Here is a 16,240-nt window from a genome sequence, read left to right as displayed (position 1 = left end):
CACGACTCCGCCCAGCGGACGGCTCAGTTGGCCCACGGAGGCACGATCCGGCTGCCGTCGGCCAACACCGCCTCCAACCCGAGACTGGTGGTGACCCAGGTGAGGGCGGTGTGACCGGTCGGGTTCTCCACCCTCAGGGTGGAGCCGGCGTTGACGATCAGCGTGTCACCCGCCGTGATCCGCTCGGTGCGCCCGTCGAGCGTGACGTCCAGTTCTCCGACGAGCAGATGGAAGACCTCCTCCCGGCTGACGGCGTGCGCCGGCGCCTTCGTGCCCGGCGGGATCTCCCCGCGCCAAGCGGCGAGTTCCCTGCTGCCGGTGAACGGGGTGGCGTGCGAGACGAAGCGGGCGCCGTGGATCTCGTGGGTGACGGCGTCGGCGGAACGGACGACAGGCATGGACGGCTCCTGACTCGGCGAAGAATGGTCAATCTACTTGACCATTTGATGGGGCTCATGGTCAAGCAGGTTGACCAAATCGTCAAGGGTGTTTCAATGCGGAGGTGCAGAACTCCGATGCCCTCGCCCTGACCGCCGCCCTGCTCGCCGCCGCCGGCGACCTCACGCGACGCATCGACGAGGGGGTGCGGGCGCGTGGGTTCTCCGACGTGCGGCCCGCTCATGGCTTCGCCTTCGCCCGGCTCGCCCCGGACGGTGCGACGGTCACCGAGTTGGCCGTGCATCTGGGTGTCACCAAGCAGGCGGCGAGTCAGCTCGTCGACGAGCTGGTGCGCAAGGGGTACGTCGAGCGGGGGCCGCACCCCGCTGATGCGCGCGCCCGGCTGGTCGTCCTGACCGAGCGGGGCTGGGCGTGCACCAGGGTGGCCGAGGAGGTCGCGGTGGAGGTGGTACGGGGGTGGGGGGATGTGCTCGGGGAGGGTGAAATGAGCGTGTTGCGGGACGGTTTGGGGCGTATCGCGCCCTACGGTCCGGTCAGGCCTGCCTGGTGACGGGGCGTCAGGGATAGCACATGCGTCGACTGTTGCCGGAAGTTTTTACCGATCCGTAACTTCTCACTTCATCTACTCGCCCGTAACTTGACAGATGAACAGCATCCTCGTGATCCGGATCACAGGCGTAAGGCCGTCGAATCCCCCTTGAGCCGCAAGGAGATCACGCGATGCTGCCCTGGAAGCGCCTGGCCAGACCCCTGGCCGCCCTGCTGCTGGCCACCGCGGCCCTCAGCGCCACCGCCACTGCCCCCGCCTCGGCCGAGTCGTCGTCCGCCGCGACCTCCGCGTCGTCGCAGGGCGGCTGGAACGACTACGACTGCCGGCCCTCCGCAGCCCGCCCCCGCCCCGTCGTCCTGGTCCACGGAACCTTCGCCAACTCCGTCGACAACTGGCTCTCCCTCGCGCCGTACCTCACGCACCGGGGCTACTGCGTCTTCTCCCTCGACTACGGGCAACTGCCCGGCGTCCCCTTCTTCCACGCCCTCGGTCCCATCGATGAGTCCGCCGGGCAGCTCTCCGCCTACGTCGACCGGGTGCTCGCCGCGACCGGCGCCGCCGAGGCCGACATCGTCGGTCACTCGCAGGGCGGCATGATGCCCCGCTACTACCTCAAGTTCCTCGGCGGGGCCGCCAAGGTGAACGCCCTCGTCGGCATCGCACCCAACAACCACGGCACCACCCTGGCCGGGCTCACCCACCTGCTGCCGTACTTCCCCGGCGCCGAGGACCTCCTCACCGCCGCCACCCCCGCCCTCGCCCAGCAGATCGCCGGCTCCGAGTTCATGGCGAAGCTCAACGCCGGCGGCGACACCGTCCCCGGCGTCCGCTACACCGTCATCGCCACCCGGTACGACGAGGTCGTCACGCCGTACCGGACGCAGTTCCTGAGCGGCGCGAACGTCAGCAATGTCCTCATCCAGGACCGCTGCGCGCTCGACCTGTCCGAGCACGCGCTGCTCGGGCTGACCGACCGGATCGCCTTCCACGAGGTGGCCAACGCGCTCGACCCCGCCCACGCCACGCCCTCGACCTGCGCGTCCGTCCTGAGCTGACGCGGGCCGCCCCGCCGGAACCTGACCGGCCTGAGCCGCCGGTCAGGACCCGGACGGGGAAACGTGCCGAGTACCAAGAAACCGCGGACACGCCCGCAGGCGAACGGTTCCGGCGATCTTTAGGACCGCCTTAAGGAACCGCTGAGCCTGGGCTCAGGCAGGAGGCGTCCGGCGGGAAGGAAGGGCGTGAGAGATCGGTCGACGGTGACGCGGGCGCGGTCAGCCGTCCGGCCACCAGGTGCGGGCGATGTCCTTGCGCACCTCGGGGCGCCCGGCGGGGCGTTCGTCCACCTCTTCGCGGAGCCGGCGGGAGTCCGTCTTCTTCAGGGGCTTCTGCACGGTCGTACGGCGCATGGCTGCCTCCTTCAGAGCTACCGGGTTCCGCGATTTCACGGAGGTAGACCCTTTTCGCGAGAGTTCCTCATCGCCGCCTGTTCTGTCAGTGGCGGCTGTCACATCACGAGGGGATTGTCAGTGGCGGGTGTCACTCTTGGCGCATGACCGACCAGAGTGATGTGAACGCTGCGGAGCGTGTCGACTGGGACGCGGAGGCGGCCGGCTTCGACGACGAGCCGGACCACGGGTTGCGCGACCCCGTCGTCCGGGCCGCCTGGGCCCGCAGGCTGCTGGACTGGCTGCCGGAGCGCCCCGGCGATCTGCTCGACCTCGGCTGCGGCACCGGCAGCCTGTCGCTCCTCGCGGCCGAGCGGGGCCACCGCGTCACCGGCGTCGACCTCTCCCCGGCGATGCTCGGCCGGGCGCGCGAGAAACTCGCCGGCCGTGACGCCGTGTTCCTCCTCGGTGACGCGGCGGCGCCGCCCGTCGGGGAGCGGCGCTTCGACGTCGTCCTCGTACGGCATGTGCTGTGGGCGCTGCCCGATCCCGCGCGCGCCCTGCGGCACTGGCGTGACCTGCTGCGGCCCGGAGGCCGGCTCGTGCTGGTCGAGGGGGTGTGGGGGACGGTGACCCCGGTCGGCATACCGGCGGACCGGCTCACCGGTCTGCTCACCCCGCTCACCGCCCACGCTCGCGTGGAGCGCCTGTCCGGGGACGCGGAGCTGTGGGGGAGAGCCGTCGAGGACGAGCGGTACGCCGTGGTCGCCTCGGTGGCCTGACGGCGGTCGATTCGACGGGCGCACAGAACACTCAGGCGAGCAGCCGTTCGAGGCCGTTCCCTGTGGTGGCGAGGGTCTCCAGGGCGTCCAGCGCCCTCAGCGCCTGTGCCGCCGCATCGGGGTCGCGGTCGGCCAGGCCGCTCCCCGCGAACTCGTCCTCGTCCAGCCGTCGGACGTCGGTGCCGTCGGCGGAGCGCCACAGGTCCAGGTCGAGGTCCTCGACCACCAGTTCCGCGCCGCTGAGTCTCGCCGGGCGGGTGATGTCGCAGTACCAGCCCTTGAGGGCGCCGGACGCGGCGCGGACCTCCTTCACGGAGTACCAGCGGTCGCGCCAGTAGTACTCGGTGAAGACGTCACCCGGCTCGAAGCGTACGAAGCCGAAGTCGCGTACGCCCTCGCCCGCCCAGGAGGCGCGCACGGCGATCCGGGTGCCGTCGTCGGACAACAGCTCGGCCGGGTAGCGGATCTTCGTCCGGCCGGCCTTGACGAGGACGACGTCCACGGCGACCTCCACGGTGTCCGCCCGGACCGAGCCGTCATCCGAGTTCGCGGACATGGCGCGCCTCCGTCGCACAGATCTCGTAGCCGAACCACTTGTTGATCGCGAGCATCGGCCCGTTGCCGGTGTCGTTCCCGGTGAACGCCTCCTGGTAGCCCGCCGCGCGGGCGCGGTGCAGCGAGGCGTTCTTCGCCAGCTTGGCCAGGCCCCGGCCGCGGAAGGCGCGGGCGGTGCCGGTCATGCCGGAGGCGTAGCGGGTCGCGCCGTCGGTGTGAGCCGCCGTGAACGCGGCGGGGCGGCCGTCGACCACGGCGACCGTGGTCAGCTCGGCGTCGAGCAGCGGATGCCGCCAGGTCTCCTCCAGCCAGGCCTCGTAGTCGGTGAACTCGGCGCCGACGTCGCTCGGTTCGTCGGCGGTCGTCTCCGCGTCCAGCGCGAACAGCGGGCGGGGGTCGTCGGCGAAGTCGGCGGCGGTGCGCAGTTCGACACCGGGCGGCGGAGCCTGGAGCGGCGGCAGCGTCCCGTCCGCCAGGTCGAGGCGGAGGAAGTGCGCGGAGCGGCTCGCCCGGTAGCCGTGCCGCTCGGCGAAGGCGAGGTTGCCCGGGGCGTCCAGCACCCAGGAGTACACCCTGGTCGTGCCGTGCGCGGCGAGGTGTTCCTCGGCGGCGCGGATGAGCAGCGAGCCGGCGCCCCGGCGGGTCCGCTCCGGGTGCACGTACACGTTGGCGAAACCCTGGCCGGGCCGCGGGCTCTCATGAGCGACTCCGACCTGCGCGGTGCCGACGATCTCGCCGTCCTCCTCCGCGACGAGCTGCCGGTACCGGGCCTCGGGACGGGCGTGGGCGAGGTCGTGGACCACGGAGCGGGCGGTGGACACCATGAACGGCAGGGCGAGCCGCCGCACCCGGACGAAGGCCTCGACCTCCTCGGGCGCCTCGGGACGCAGATCACGCACGATGACGGTCATGGGCCGCACGCTATGCGGACGCCGCCAGGGCATGCCTCCCATTTTCCCGCCGGTACGGGAGAATCGGCTCCGTGACCTTGAAGATCCACATCGTTGAGGGCGCCGCTCCCTATGAGCAGGTGCGGGCGCAGATCGCCGAGCAGGCGCGGTCCGGTGCGCTGCCGGTCGGCCACCGGCTGCCGACCGTGCGGGGGCTCGCCGAGTCGCTGGGGCTGGCGGCGAACACCGTCGCCAAGGCGTACCGGGCCCTGGAGGCGGACGGGGTGATCGAGACCCGGGGCCGCAACGGCACGTTCGTCGCCGCCGCTGGTTCGGCGGCGGCGCGTGAACTGGCCGCGGCCGCGCAGGCGTACGCCGAGCGGGCACGCCGGCTGGGGGTCGCACAGGACGACGCGGTGGCGGCGGTGCGCGACGCCCTGCGGGCGGCCCACGGGGAGTGAGCGGACGCGAACACCCGTGACGCGCCCGCCGGTGAGGCGGCGCGCTCAGCGCCCGGCGAGGGCCGCCCGGGCGGGGACGCGGGTCGGCCGCAGGCCCGTCCGCTCCGCCGCCCTCGCGAAGGTGACCGCGTCGCGCACCGCCGCACCGCCCGGATCGTTGTTGAAGTAGGCGTACACCTCCGCGTCGGCCGGCCAGGTCGTCGCGACGCGGTCGAGCCACGTCTCCAGGCACCGGCGGCCGTATCGCGGCCAGGGGCGGGCCCGGCCCTGGTGGAAGCGCACGTACCCCCAGTGCGCCGTCCGCCACAGCGGGGCGACGGGGCGGGCGAGGACGTCGGCCCAGCACAGCGCCGCGCCCCGGGAGTGGAGCACTTCGCGGACCGCCGGCGTCCACCAGGAGTCGTGCCGGGGCTCGACCGCCACGCGCGTCCCGGACGGGAAGCAGGCCAGGCAGGCGTCCAGCAGTCCCGGGTCGCAGCGCAGGGTCGGCGGGAGCTGGAGCAGCACCGGGCCGAGCCGCGCCCCCAGCCCGGCCGCGTGGCTCATCAGCCGGTGCACCGGTTCCTCGGGGTCCTTCAGCCGCTTGACGTGGGTGAGATACCGGCTGGCCTTGACCGCGAAGGTGAAGTCCGGCGGGACACGCTCGGCCCAGGACGCGAAGGTCTCCCGTGACGGCAGCCGGTAGAACGCGTTGTTGATCTCCACGGTGGCGAACCGCGCCGCGTACTCCTCCAGCCAGAGCCGCACGGGCACGTCGGGCGGGTACAGGACGCCCCGCCAGTCCTTGTACTGCCAGCCCGACGTGCCGACGAACAGGGTCATAACCCCATCAAAGCATCACAGGGCCGGTCACAGCCTCACAGGTACAGCCCCGCGTCCGCCCCGCCGCGCGGCTCCGGAAGCGATGTCGGGGACGTGCCCCGGCGCAGCGCGTACAGCTCCGCCAGGGTCGCGCCCTCACGGCCGACACCCTCCTCGGAGCCCAGCCACGCCACCGCCTCCGGGCGGGTCAGCGGACCGACCTCGATCCGGGCCAGGCAGCGGCCGGGGCGGACGACGGCCGGGTGCAGACGCTCCAGGTCCTCGTTGGTGGTGACGCCGACCAGGACGTTGCGCCCCTGGCCCAGCAGACCGTCGGTCAGGTTCAGCAGCCGGGACAGCGCCTGGCCGGCGGTGTGCTTGGCCTCGCCTCGGATCAGTTCGTCGCAGTCCTCCAGCAGGAGCAGCCGCCAGCGGCCCTTGCCGGGGCCGTCCTCCTCGCCGATCGCGATGTCCATCAGGTAGCCGACGTCGGAGAACAGCCGCTCCGGGTCCAGCACGCAGTCCACCTGGCACCAGTCCCGCCAGGAGCGGGCCAGGGTGCGCAGCGCGGAGGTCTTGCCGGTGCCGGGCGGTCCGTGCAGGAGCAGCAGCCGGCCGGCGATGTCCTGCGGGGTCGTCGTCATCAGACGGTCCATCGCGTCCGCCACCGGGGCGGTGTAGTTGTGCCGGACCTCCTCCCAGGTGCCGGCGGAGATCTGACGCGTCGTCCGGTGCGGGCCGCGCCGCGGGGACACGTACCAGAAGCCCATCGCCACGTTCTCCGGCTGCGGCTCGGGCTCGTCGGCCGCGCCGTCCGTGGCCTCGCTGAGCACCCTGGCGGCCAGTTCGGGACTGGTCGCGGTGACCGTGACGTCGGCGCCCCGGTTCCAGCGGGACACCAGCAGCGTCCAGCCCTCGCCCTCGGCGAGGGTCGCGCTGCGGTCGTCGTCGCGGGCCACGCGCAGCACGCGGGCGTCCGGCGGGATCAGGTTCGCGCCGGAGCGCACGCGGTCGATGTTCGCCGCGTGCGAGTAAGGCTGCTCGCCCGTCGCGAAGCGGCCGAGGAACAGCGCGTCGACGACGTCGGACGGGGAGTCGGAGTCGTCGACGGTGAGCCGGATCGGCAGAGCGTCGTGTGGGTGCGCGGACATGGACGCCATGATCCGGCACACCGGGCCCGTGTGCACCCGGTTTCCGTGCTGCGCGCCGGTGTGTCGGATTCGTCCGGCCGCTCACCCGAGGACGCCCGCCGCCCTGCGGCACATCCGGCGGGCGCCGCGCACCATCGCGTAGCCCTTGGTGAGCGCGCGGTCCCGGGCGAAGGCGCGGGTGACGGCCCGGCCGTCGAGAAGCCGTACGAACTCCTCGGCGTCCGTGTCCCGCCGTACCGTCACCCGGCGCAGGGCATACGGGCCCTGCGCGCGCCGGGCGAGGGAGTTGCCCACGGCGAGCGCCTGGGCGAACCCGCGCTGCCGTACGGCGGTGCGCACCCGGCGGCTGGAGTAGCCGTAGGGGTAGGCGAACGACACCGGCGGGACGCCCAGCTCGTCGGCGACGATGTCCCGGCAACGGGTCAGTTCCGTGTGCAGCGCGGTGTCGTCGAGCTGGTCGAGCTGCGGGTGGGTGTGACTGTGGCCGCCGATCTCGACGCCTGCGGCGGCCAGTTCGCGCACCTGCGGCCAGTCGAGCATGGTGTCCGGGCCGGCGCCGGTGTCGTGGTCGCCGCGCAGCCAGCCGGTGGACACGAACAGGGTTGCGGGGAAACCGTGTTCCGCCAGGGTGGGGAGGGCGTGGCGGTGCACGCCCTCGTAGCCGTCGTCGAAGGTGAGGAGTACGGGGCGGTGGGGGAGGGGACGGGCGGTGCGCCAGCGGGTGGCGAGGTCGGCGGTGGTCATGGGGGTGAGGCCTCGCTCCGCGATCAGGGTGAGGTGCTGGGTGAAGGCTTTCGGCGAGACGGAGAGGGTTCGGGTGGCGTCAGTGGGGTCGGCTGAGACCGAGTGGTACATGAGGATGGGTACCCCGGGTGCGGTCATCCGGCGGCCTCCTGTCCGGTGCGGGTGCCGGTGCGAGCGGGACGGGGGTCTTCCGCGGCTTGCGCGGGCGCCGCTGCGCCCACCCTCCCCCACTCTCGGCTTCGCTCGAGCGGGGGGACCCCCATCGCCCCAGCGGCACGACTGCCCGCGGCTGGGTGGGTTGTGCCTACTGCGTAGCCTGCTGCTGCTGTCAGGGTGCCGGTGATGATGGCTGCTGCTCTGCGGGCGCCGCCTCGGCGGGCCAGGGCGGCGTCGCGCAGGCCACGGGCCACGCCGGACGGGAGTACGCGGGTGGTGTACCGGCGTTCCGACTCCAGCCCCTTGGCCGCGCCCACGCTGCGGGCGACGCGGGCTTTGGACAGGCCCTCGGCGTAGGTGCGGGCACGGAAGTAGGCGAAGCGCTCGCGGACCTCGGGCACCTTGTGGTGGATGACCGCACGGTCGTCCACCAGCAGGATCGCGTCCGGCCGGGCGCGGCTGAGCCGGATGCACAGCTCCGTCTCCTCCCCGCCCAGCGGGCGCCTGTCCCCGTCGCGTCCGATGCCGGTCGCGAAGCCGCCCGCCAGGTCGAACGCCGTACGCCGGAACGAGGCGTTGCCGCCGAGGACGTTGCGCACCCGGACCCGGCCGGGCGGCAGGCCCCGGTAGGAGCAGCCCACCACCCAGTCGAACTCCTCGGGGAACCAGACGGGCCGTCGCCCGGAGGCCCACACGGGCAGCGTCAGCCCGCCCACGGCCATCACACGGGGATCGTCGTAGCCGACGGCGAACCAGCGCAACCAGTCGCGTTCGGCGACGGCGTCGTCGTCGAGGAAGGCGATGACGTCGCCGCGCGCGGCCGCGATGCCGGTGTTGCGGCCGGCCGACAGGCCGCGCGGGCCGGAGTTGGACAGCACCCGCACCTCGCCGTCCGCCGCGCGGGATCCGGCGCTCGCGAACTCCTCGGTCAGGCGGTCCGTCAGCGCCTGGTTGTGGTCGACGACCAGCACGGTCTCCAGCGCCGGCCGGCTCTGCGCGCGTACCGAGGCGACCGCCGCGAGGATGTCGTCCCAGCGGTCCTCGGTGTACGCGCAGACGACCACGGAGATGCCGGGCCCGCTCAAGAGATCTCTCCCGCGACCGGGTCGAGCACCGGGTCGAGCACAGAGTCGAGCATCGGCGACCGGTGGCGGCCTCTGCGGCGCAGCGCCCGCCGGTTGGACCGCTCCCGGAGGATCACCCGCAGCACCCGCAGCCCGTCGCGCACGGCCCGCAGGTTGCTGACCCCGTGGATGCGCAAGTACTCGTGGCTGGGTATCTCCTGCACCCTCAGTCCCGCCTTGACGACCCGGATGTTCATCAGGGTCTCCACCTCGAAGCCGGTGCAGTCGAGGTCGATGCGGTCCAGGCAGTGCCGCCAGAAGGCGTTGTAGCCGTAGCACAGGTCGGTGTACCGGGCCCCGAACTTGCGGTTGACGACGGCGCACAACGCCCTGTTGCCGAGCCGGCGCACGAAGGTCATGTCGTCGGTCCCGCCGCCGTTGGCGAAGCGGGAGCCCTTGGCGAAGTCCGCGCCGGAGACGAGCGCGCAGACGTAGGAGACGATCTCGTTGCCGTCGGCGGAGCCGTCCGCGTCGACCATCACGATGATGTCGCCGGTGCACGCCCCGAACCCGGTGATCAGGGCGTCGCCCTTGCCGCGGCCCCGCTGCTCCACGACCTTGACGCCGGGCCACAGAGCGCGGGCCACGGCGATGGTGTCGTCGGTGGAGTTGCCGTCGACCAGGACGACCTCGTGGACCCAGTCGGGCAGCGTCTTGAAGACGTACGGGAGGTTCTCGGCCTCGTTCATCGCGGGGATGACCACGCTCACCGGCGGCGCGATGGCCAGGTGAGAGGAGACGGGCCGGTAGATGCCGGCGGCGGGCGGGGCCTGGTGATCCTGACCCGGTGTCGCCGGCTGCAGAACGGAACTCATGACTTGAGGTCCCTCTCGTCCGGTGGGCCGCCCTCCCCCGGGCGGTCCGGATTCACGTCCGGTTCGAAAGGGGGGTTGGTTCCCACCCGCGGCCGCACGGCAGGACGGAAGACCCCTCCGCCGCCCCACGGCACTCCGTGGCGGGGGACTTCCCCGCGCACGCCGGGTGAGCTGGCATAGCGGCCGGCTCCGGAGAACGGCGAACCGACCTGCGCGGCACGGCCCGATGACAAGTGCGCTCACCGAGCACGGCACCCCCCTGCCGCGCCCCGCGCCGGACACACCACCGCGTTCTTTGAGCCCTCCCCATGGGGCGTGTGGCGAACGCGCCCCAGAGCCGCTTGCTGACGGTCCGATGCGGGTGAGATGTCTGACGGTATTGACGATTGCGCCTGTATGGCGAGACCTGGGAGGAGACTCACCTTTTTGTTCCTTTGGCCACCCCTGGGGTCATCGACTGGATTGGCATGGACACTTCCCGTCAACACGCGGAGTTGGTACGACGGTTGTGGCAGAGATCCTGCTAAAGGGAGGTTCCATGAGACGTTCCCGACTTGTCGTATTCGCGAGCTCGCTCCTCCTCGCCGCCGTCACCGCCCTCACCGGGGCCACCGCGGCGCACGCGTCCCGACTCGCCCCGAACGGCGGCTATGTGGCGCTCGGCGACTCCTACTCCTCCGGCGTCGGCGCCGGGTCCTACGTCAGCTCCAGCGGCTCCTGCAAGCGCAGCGGCAAGGCGTTCCCGTACCTGTGGAACGCCGCCCACTCGCCCTCGTCGTTCGCCTTCACCGCCTGCTCGGGCGCTCGAACGGGTGATGTTCTCGCCGGGCAGCTCGGCCCGCTCAACGCCTCCACCGGGCTGGTCTCCGTCACCGTCGGCGGCAACGACGCCGGATTCGCCGACGTCATGACGACGTGTGTGACCAGCTCAGACAGCACCTGCGTCGCCCGGATCGACACCGCGCGGGCGTACGTCGACTCCACGCTCCCCGGCAAACTCGACAGCGTCTACTCGGCCATCCGCTCCAAGGCACCCAACGCACGCGTCGTCGTGCTCGGTTACCCCCGCTTCTACAAGCTCGGCACCGCCTGCCTCGGCCTGTCGGAGACCAAGCGCGCGGCCATCAACAAGGCCGCCGACCACCTGGACGCCGCGATCGCCCGGCGCGCGGCCGCCCACGGCTTCGTCTTCGGCGACGTCCGCACGTCGTTCGCCGGCCATGAGATCTGCTCCGGCGGCTCCTGGCTGCACAGCGTCAACTGGCTGAACATCGGCGAGTCCTACCACCCGACCGCGTCCGGTCAGTCGGGCGGCTACCTGCCGGCTCTCGGCAGCGCCGCCTGACCCGCTCGGCGCTGCCCGGTGCTATTCGGTGGACGAGGGCGAGGGGGAGGTCCCGGACGGCGGGGCCTCCGTCTCGCAGGTCACCGAGAACGGCACGTAGTCGGAGGTGACGGCCACCGGGTCGCGCACCTCCACGCCGATCGCGTTCTGCCGCGTCCCGCTCCGCCCGGACGTCGACACGACCACCTTGTCCTGCTTCGACTTCCCGCCCCCCGACGGGAAGTCGAGCGTCTTCCAGGTCTGACCGGACAGTTCGCCCTCCTTCGACACCCAGCGGTACGACACCGTCGCCGGCAGCCGTCCGACCGTGAGCGTGGCCGTGAAGGCCGGGGCGGAGTCGTCCGGCGGCGGGCAGGAGCCGGTGTACTCCGTGTGCGCGCCGGTCACGTTCACCGTGACGGACTGCGCCGGCTCCGCGCTCGGGGAGCTCTCGCTCTCCGTCTCGCTCGCGCTCGGACTGGGGCTCGGCGAGGGCTTCGGGCTGCTCCCCGTCGCGCTCTTCTCGGGCGTCGGGGACACTCCCTGCGACTGACTGACCGTGACGTCCCCGCCGGTGCCTTCGCCGCCGCCGTCCTTGTTCAGCAGCGCGTACGTCAGACCGCCGATCCCCAGCGCCAGCGCCGCGACCCCCGCGACGAGCACGAAGGCGGCACGCCGGCCGCGTTCCGGGTCGGTCTGCGAAGTCGTGTCGGAACCCGTCCACGGCGGGGTCGGCCGCGACGGCGGGAAACGGTCCGCGGGCGACGGCGACGGCGACTGCGCGAAGGACTCCGTGCGCCCCGACGGGAGCGGCCCGGCGGCCGCCGTCGGGTGGGCGCCCGGCCGGGGCGCGCCGCCTGCGGCGACGACCCGCAGCTCCCGCTCGGCGTCGGCGGCCGGCAGCCGCTCTCCCGGGTCCTTGCGCAACAGCCCCTCGATCACCGGGGCGAGCGGGCCCGCCCGGCGCGGCGGCGGCAGTTCCTCGTCGACGATCGCGCGCAGCGTGCTCAGCGGGGTGTTCTGACGGAACGGGGAGTTCCCCTCCACCGCCGCGTACATCAGCACGCCCAGCGACCACAGGTCCGACTCGGGCCCCGGCGTACGCCCCAGCGCGCGCTCCGGCGCGAGGAACTCGGGGGAGCCGATGACCTCGCCCGTCATCGTGATCGCCGAGGTGCCCTCGACCGAGGCGATACCGAAGTCGGTCAGCACCACCCGGCCGTCGTTGGACATCAGCACGTTGGCCGGCTTCACGTCCCGGTGCAGCACTCCGGCCTCGTGCGCCGCCCGCAGCGCGGCCAGCACCTCGGCCCCGATGTGCGCGACCCGCGCGGGCTCCAACGGCCCCTCGGCGTCCAGCAGTTCGGCCAGCGAGATGCCTCGCACCAGCTCCATGACGATCCACGGCCGGCCGTCCTGCGTGGCCACGTCGTACACCGTCACGACGTTCCGGTTCGCGACCCGGGCCGCGGCCCACGCCTCGCGCTCCAGCCGGGCGTACATCCGCTCCACGTCGGAGCCGGCGAGCCCGGCGGGCGCGCGCACCTCCTTGACCGCGACCTCGCGGTGCAGCACCTCGTCCCGCGCCCGCCACACCGTGCCCATGCCGCCCTCGCCGAGCGGCGACAGCAACCGGTACCGGCCCGCGATCAGCCGTTCACCGCCCGGCTCTTCGGACACCCGCGCCCCCTTCGCATCCCGGCCGAAACCTCCACCACCTCCACAAACTAGCTCAGGCGACGACGGATGCGGCCCCCTTGAGCACGAGTCCTATCCCGAGGGCGACGACGACCAGCGCGGACCACAGCGGCATGTTGCGGCGGATCAGCGCCGCGACGGGGTGCGTCATCCAGCGTGGGCTGCGGTCCAGCAACCGGGCCGCGCCCGAGCCCATCCTGACGACGGCGAACCCGGCGGCGGTGAGGGTCAGAGCGAGGCCGACGCCGTAGGCGACGACGAGCAGCAGCCCGAACCAGGCGTGCCCGAGCGCCGCGGCGCCGACCAGCACGACGACGGCGGACGGGCTGGGCACGAGCCCTCCGGCGAAGCCGAGGAGGATCGTGCCGCGCAGGGTGGGCGCGATGTCGTGGGAGTGCGTGAAACCGCCGTGGGTGTGGGTGTGCGTCCCGTGGCTGTGACCGTGACTGTGGTCGTGGTCGTGGTCGTGGTCATGACTGTGGTCGTGGTCATGACCATGGTCGGGCTCGTGGTGGCTGTGCCCGGCGGTCGTCCCCTCGGTGGAGGTCCCGTCGGTGGTGGAGCCGACCAGGGCGAGCTGCCGCGCGGGTGCCTCGGCGGGCTCGTGCGAGTGACTGTGCCCGTGCGCGTGGTCGTGCGCGTCGTCGTGCCCGTGATCGCGGGAATGCCCGTGCCCGTGCCCGTGATCGTGGTCGTGCGTGTGCCCGTGGCCGCCATGGGAGTGGGTGTGCCCGCCGCCGTGGCGGCGGTTGTGCCAGGCACGGCGTACGAGGGTGCCGCCCGCGAACAGCACGAGCGCGCCGCTCGCCAGGCCGAGCCAGGCGATCACCGATGGCGCGGCGGCCGACCCGGCCGTCACCAGGACGCCGAGGGCGACCACGCCCAGGGTGTGGGTGACCGTCACCGAAGCGGCCAGGGGCAGGACGTCCTTCATCCGGGCCTTGCCGCCCCGGGCGGCCGCGGTCGCGGCCATGATGGTCTTGCCGTGGCCCGGGGCCACCGCGTGCATCGCGCCGAGGACGATCGCGAGGAGCAGGGCGAGCGCGGCGAAGCCGACGGTCAGGTCCTGCCGGGCGACCAGGTCGTCAAGGGCCCGGGTCCAGCGGTCGGCGCCGCGCGGCAGGACGGACGCGGCGGGCGCGTCACGGTCCTCGGCGGCGAGGGCGGCGCCGCCGGGCCGCGCCCGCAGGGACGCGGTCGCGGTGTCGGCGGGCGAGGAGAGCAACTCCTGTGGGTACTCGGTGAGTTCCTTGGAGTTCGACTCGGCCGGCACATCGGAGCCGGTGAGCGTCATACGGTCGCCGCGCGCGGTGATCTCGCGCCAGCCGGGGCCGGTGGAGCCGCCCGCGCCGTGGAAGGCGAGGGAGACCGTCGCGTCCTCGGGCAGCGGGGCCGTCAGCCGGCACTGCACGCGCAGGGTGTCCAGCCCGGCCTGACCCTGCCGTACGACCGCCTCGGCGGCGCCGGCCGTGAGGGGGACCGCACGGCCGTCGACGGCGAGTCCGCTGTCCCTGGCGGCGGTCGCGCAGCGCTGCCGGGCCCACTCGGTCATGCCGAGCCGCTCGACGTCCGGCTTCGCCTGGGTCGCGGGGATCTCGGCGAGGTCCTCGACGTGGTCGACGCGGAGCTCGCCCGGGGCGACGACGAGACCGTCGTAGCGGTTGACGGTGAAGTTGCCCAGGGGGTGGGCGCTCGCGCTGCCGGAAGGGAGCAGCGCGAGCGCGCAGCCGGCCGTCAGGACGGCCGCGCAGGAGGCGAACGGACGACGGGTTTTCACTTGTCCGCCTCCAGCGTCTTCAGTGCCGCACGCGCCTCGCGGGCGCCCTCGGCGGAGAAGCCCGGGTTGAGCTTCAGCGCCGCCGAGAGGTGGGCGCGGGCGTCCGCGGCGTGGCCCGTGGCGCGCTCGATCACGCCCCGGTGGTACAGGAAGGCCGCGTTGCGGTAGCCGGTGGCCGTGGCCTGCCGGGCGTAGGGCAGGGCCTCGGCGTCCTTGCCGTTGACGTGCAGCGCCCAGGCGAGGGCGTCCGCGGTGTGCACCGTGCGGCGGCGGTCCCACTCCGCACGGGCCGCGCGCAGCGCCGCAGCCTTGTCGCCGTGGTCGGCGGCGGCGAGCGCGGTGTCCAGGTCGGCGTTGACGCCGTTGGCGCGGGCGAGGGCGGTCCAGGCGTCGACGAGGGTGAACTGGTCCTCGGCCTTCGCCGCGTCGCCCCGGGTCTCGTACAGCTCGCCCAGTTCGACGAGCGGGCCGGGCAGCGGGAAGCGGGCGACGACCTGCTCCAGGCCCTTGACCGCCTCGGCCGGCCGGCCGCTCGCCGCCTGGGCGCGGGCGCGGCCCTCCAGCGCCGGGAGGTAGTTCTCGTCGGCGGCGAGGGCGCGGGCGTAGTAGGTGAGGGCCCCGTCGTAGTCGCCCTGGTTCCACACGAGTTGGCCGAGCTGGGCGGAGACGTAGGCGATGTCGCCGGGCGAGCTCGCCGCCTTCAGCGCACGCTCCAGGACCCGGCGCGCGGTGGCGACGTCGCCGCGCAGCTCGTGGACGTAGGCGTAGCGGGTGAACACCGGTATGCCCGGGCGCCGTCGGTCGGCGGTCACGGCGGCCTTCCCGGCCTCCTCGTACCGGCCGAGTTCGACGAGCGCGTCGACACGGGAGCACAGGGCGCGTTCGTTGTAGGGGTTGTGCTCCAGCGCCTGGTCGGCGTACTTCAGCGCGCCGGGGAAGTCGTGGCGGGCGGCGGCGAGGGCGGCCCGGCCGGCGAGAGCCTGGTCGTTGTCGGACCGCAGCTCCAGGGAGCGGTCGAGGGCCTTCTCGGCCTGCGGGTAGCGGGAGGGGTCGCCCTTGGTGCGCGCCTGCTCGACGTAGGCCAGCCCGAGGGTGGCCCAGCTGCTGAAGTCCTCCGGCTGGGCGCGCAGATGAGCCTGCAGCGCGGTGATGCCGGCGTCGATGTCCCCGCCGGCGAGCAGTCCCGGCGAGACGGCGGCGGCCGCGACGACCGGCACGCTGTCGCGGTCCCGCGCGGCCCCGAAGGCGATCGCGCCGGCGGTCATCGCGACGGCCAGCATCGCGGCGCACGCCCCCAGTTGCACCGACCGCCACCGCCGCCCGGCGGCGGCCACCCGGCGAACGGCGGCGACCCGGACGTCGGCGTCCCCGTCGGCCTCGACGGCGACGCCGTCCTCAGCCGCCGGGGGAGTCGCCGCCCGCGCCGCCTCGGCGGCAGGCTCAGGAGTCGTCCCCTCCGGGACGGGCGTCCCCTGCGAGGTCGCGGAGGCGGCCTCGGAGTCGTGGTCCTGGCCGGCACGCGGCAGCTCGCGCTCCGGTTCGCCGTCGTTGGTACGCGGGGACATGCCCTCTCCTAGGTCGCCTGGGGTGGAACAGCCTGCTGGTGGCGCGGCCCGCGCCGTGGG

17 protein-coding genes are annotated in these 16,240 nt (G+C 73.2%); 5 read left to right on the top strand and 12 right to left on the bottom strand.

All coding sequences use genetic code 11. The annotated features are described in order from the left end of the window. Positions 1 to 23 precede the first annotated feature (23 nt). Entirely contained in the window at positions 24 to 398 is a 375-nt protein-coding gene (locus ACIOC0_RS24790; protein WP_402157603.1) for a cupin domain-containing protein, read from the bottom strand. Positions 399 to 502: 104 nt separating this feature from the next. Here ACIOC0_RS24790 and ACIOC0_RS24785 point away from each other — a divergent pair, with 104 nt between their 5' ends. Together ACIOC0_RS24785 and ACIOC0_RS24780 are read left to right on the top strand one after the other, a co-directional pair. Then, positions 503 to 949, top strand: coding sequence for a MarR family transcriptional regulator (locus tag ACIOC0_RS24785; protein WP_352250478.1), 447 nt, complete (start codon positions 503 to 505; stop codon positions 947 to 949). A 170-nt stretch (positions 950 to 1,119) separates the two neighbouring features. Further along, a complete protein-coding gene (locus ACIOC0_RS24780; protein ID WP_402157602.1) occupies positions 1,120 to 2,004 on the top strand; it encodes an esterase/lipase family protein in 885 nt (294 codons plus the stop codon). A 219-nt stretch (positions 2,005 to 2,223) separates the two neighbouring features. Here the strand turns inward: ACIOC0_RS24780 and ACIOC0_RS24775 are convergent, their stop codons facing one another. Continuing rightward, positions 2,224 to 2,358, bottom strand: a complete 135-nt coding sequence (locus ACIOC0_RS24775) for a hypothetical protein (RefSeq protein ID WP_130444047.1) — start codon at positions 2,356 to 2,358, stop codon at positions 2,224 to 2,226. A 143-nt stretch (positions 2,359 to 2,501) separates the two neighbouring features. Here ACIOC0_RS24775 and ACIOC0_RS24770 point away from each other — a divergent pair, with 143 nt between their 5' ends. After that, positions 2,502 to 3,119, top strand: coding sequence for a class I SAM-dependent methyltransferase (locus ACIOC0_RS24770; protein ID WP_402157601.1), 618 nt, complete (start codon positions 2,502 to 2,504; stop codon positions 3,117 to 3,119). A 31-nt stretch (positions 3,120 to 3,150) separates the two neighbouring features. Here ACIOC0_RS24770 and ACIOC0_RS24765 read toward each other — a convergent pair whose 3' ends face one another. Next, on the bottom strand, positions 3,151 to 3,675 hold the full coding sequence (locus ACIOC0_RS24765) for a DUF402 domain-containing protein (protein ID WP_402157600.1): 525 nt from the start codon (positions 3,673 to 3,675) through the stop codon (positions 3,151 to 3,153). Then, positions 3,656 to 4,585 (bottom strand): GNAT family N-acetyltransferase, encoded by a 930-nt coding sequence (locus ACIOC0_RS24760; protein ID WP_402157597.1) that lies wholly within the window; start codon positions 4,583 to 4,585, stop codon positions 3,656 to 3,658. The genes ACIOC0_RS24765 and ACIOC0_RS24760 overlap by 20 nt, the downstream gene beginning before the upstream one ends. A 71-nt stretch (positions 4,586 to 4,656) precedes the next feature. Between ACIOC0_RS24760 and ACIOC0_RS24755 the strand changes: the two genes are divergently transcribed. Next, complete coding sequence (locus ACIOC0_RS24755; protein WP_130444055.1) at positions 4,657 to 5,025, top strand: GntR family transcriptional regulator; 369 nt, start codon at positions 4,657 to 4,659, stop codon at positions 5,023 to 5,025. A 45-nt stretch (positions 5,026 to 5,070) separates the two neighbouring features. Here the strand turns inward: ACIOC0_RS24755 and ACIOC0_RS24750 are convergent, their stop codons facing one another. The 5 genes from ACIOC0_RS24750 to ACIOC0_RS24730 form a co-directional block, all read right to left on the bottom strand. After that, complete coding sequence (locus ACIOC0_RS24750; protein WP_402157595.1) at positions 5,071 to 5,847, bottom strand: DUF72 domain-containing protein; 777 nt, start codon at positions 5,845 to 5,847, stop codon at positions 5,071 to 5,073. Positions 5,848 to 5,882: 35 nt separating this feature from the next. Continuing rightward, complete coding sequence (locus tag ACIOC0_RS24745) at positions 5,883 to 6,977, bottom strand: DUF5925 domain-containing protein (protein ID WP_402157593.1); 1,095 nt, start codon at positions 6,975 to 6,977, stop codon at positions 5,883 to 5,885. A gap of 81 nt (positions 6,978 to 7,058) precedes the next feature. Next, a complete protein-coding gene (locus ACIOC0_RS24740; protein WP_402157592.1) occupies positions 7,059 to 7,859 on the bottom strand; it encodes a polysaccharide deacetylase family protein in 801 nt (266 codons plus the stop codon). After that, on the bottom strand, positions 7,856 to 8,962 hold the full coding sequence (locus tag ACIOC0_RS24735; RefSeq protein ID WP_402157591.1) for a glycosyltransferase family 2 protein: 1,107 nt from the start codon (positions 8,960 to 8,962) through the stop codon (positions 7,856 to 7,858). The genes ACIOC0_RS24740 and ACIOC0_RS24735 overlap by 4 nt, the downstream gene beginning before the upstream one ends. Continuing rightward, complete coding sequence (locus tag ACIOC0_RS24730) at positions 8,959 to 9,816, bottom strand: glycosyltransferase family 2 protein (RefSeq protein ID WP_402157589.1); 858 nt, start codon at positions 9,814 to 9,816, stop codon at positions 8,959 to 8,961. The genes ACIOC0_RS24735 and ACIOC0_RS24730 overlap by 4 nt, the downstream gene beginning before the upstream one ends. Before the next feature lie 538 nt (positions 9,817 to 10,354). On the opposite strand from ACIOC0_RS24730, the gene ACIOC0_RS24725 reads away from it, so the two are divergent. Beyond that, positions 10,355 to 11,161 carry an SGNH/GDSL hydrolase family protein gene (locus ACIOC0_RS24725; protein WP_402157588.1) on the top strand — a complete coding sequence of 269 codons (807 nt, stop codon included), beginning with the start codon at positions 10,355 to 10,357 and terminating at the stop codon, positions 11,159 to 11,161. A gap of 21 nt (positions 11,162 to 11,182) precedes the next feature. Here ACIOC0_RS24725 and ACIOC0_RS24720 read toward each other — a convergent pair whose 3' ends face one another. Genes ACIOC0_RS24720 through ACIOC0_RS24710 form a run of 3 tightly spaced genes read right to left on the bottom strand, consistent with a single transcriptional unit; the run spans position 11,183 to position 16,180 of the window. After that, a complete protein-coding gene (locus ACIOC0_RS24720; protein WP_402157586.1) occupies positions 11,183 to 12,820 on the bottom strand; it encodes a protein kinase in 1,638 nt (545 codons plus the stop codon). A 52-nt stretch (positions 12,821 to 12,872) separates the two neighbouring features. Further along, positions 12,873 to 14,615 carry a nickel transporter gene (locus tag ACIOC0_RS24715; protein WP_402157585.1) on the bottom strand — a complete coding sequence of 581 codons (1,743 nt, stop codon included), beginning with the start codon at positions 14,613 to 14,615 and terminating at the stop codon, positions 12,873 to 12,875. Beyond that, positions 14,612 to 16,180, bottom strand: coding sequence for a tetratricopeptide repeat protein (locus ACIOC0_RS24710; protein WP_402157584.1), 1,569 nt, complete (start codon positions 16,178 to 16,180; stop codon positions 14,612 to 14,614). Before ACIOC0_RS24710 ends, ACIOC0_RS24715 begins: the two co-directional genes overlap by 4 nt. Positions 16,181 to 16,240: the final 60 nt, after the last annotated feature.

Source organism: Streptomyces sp. NPDC088254 (assembly GCF_044740925.1).
Lineage (GTDB): Bacteria > Actinomycetota > Actinomycetes > Streptomycetales > Streptomycetaceae > Streptomyces.
Note: the sequence above shows the minus strand (reverse complement) of the source record. Positions and strands in the feature narration are given on the sequence as shown.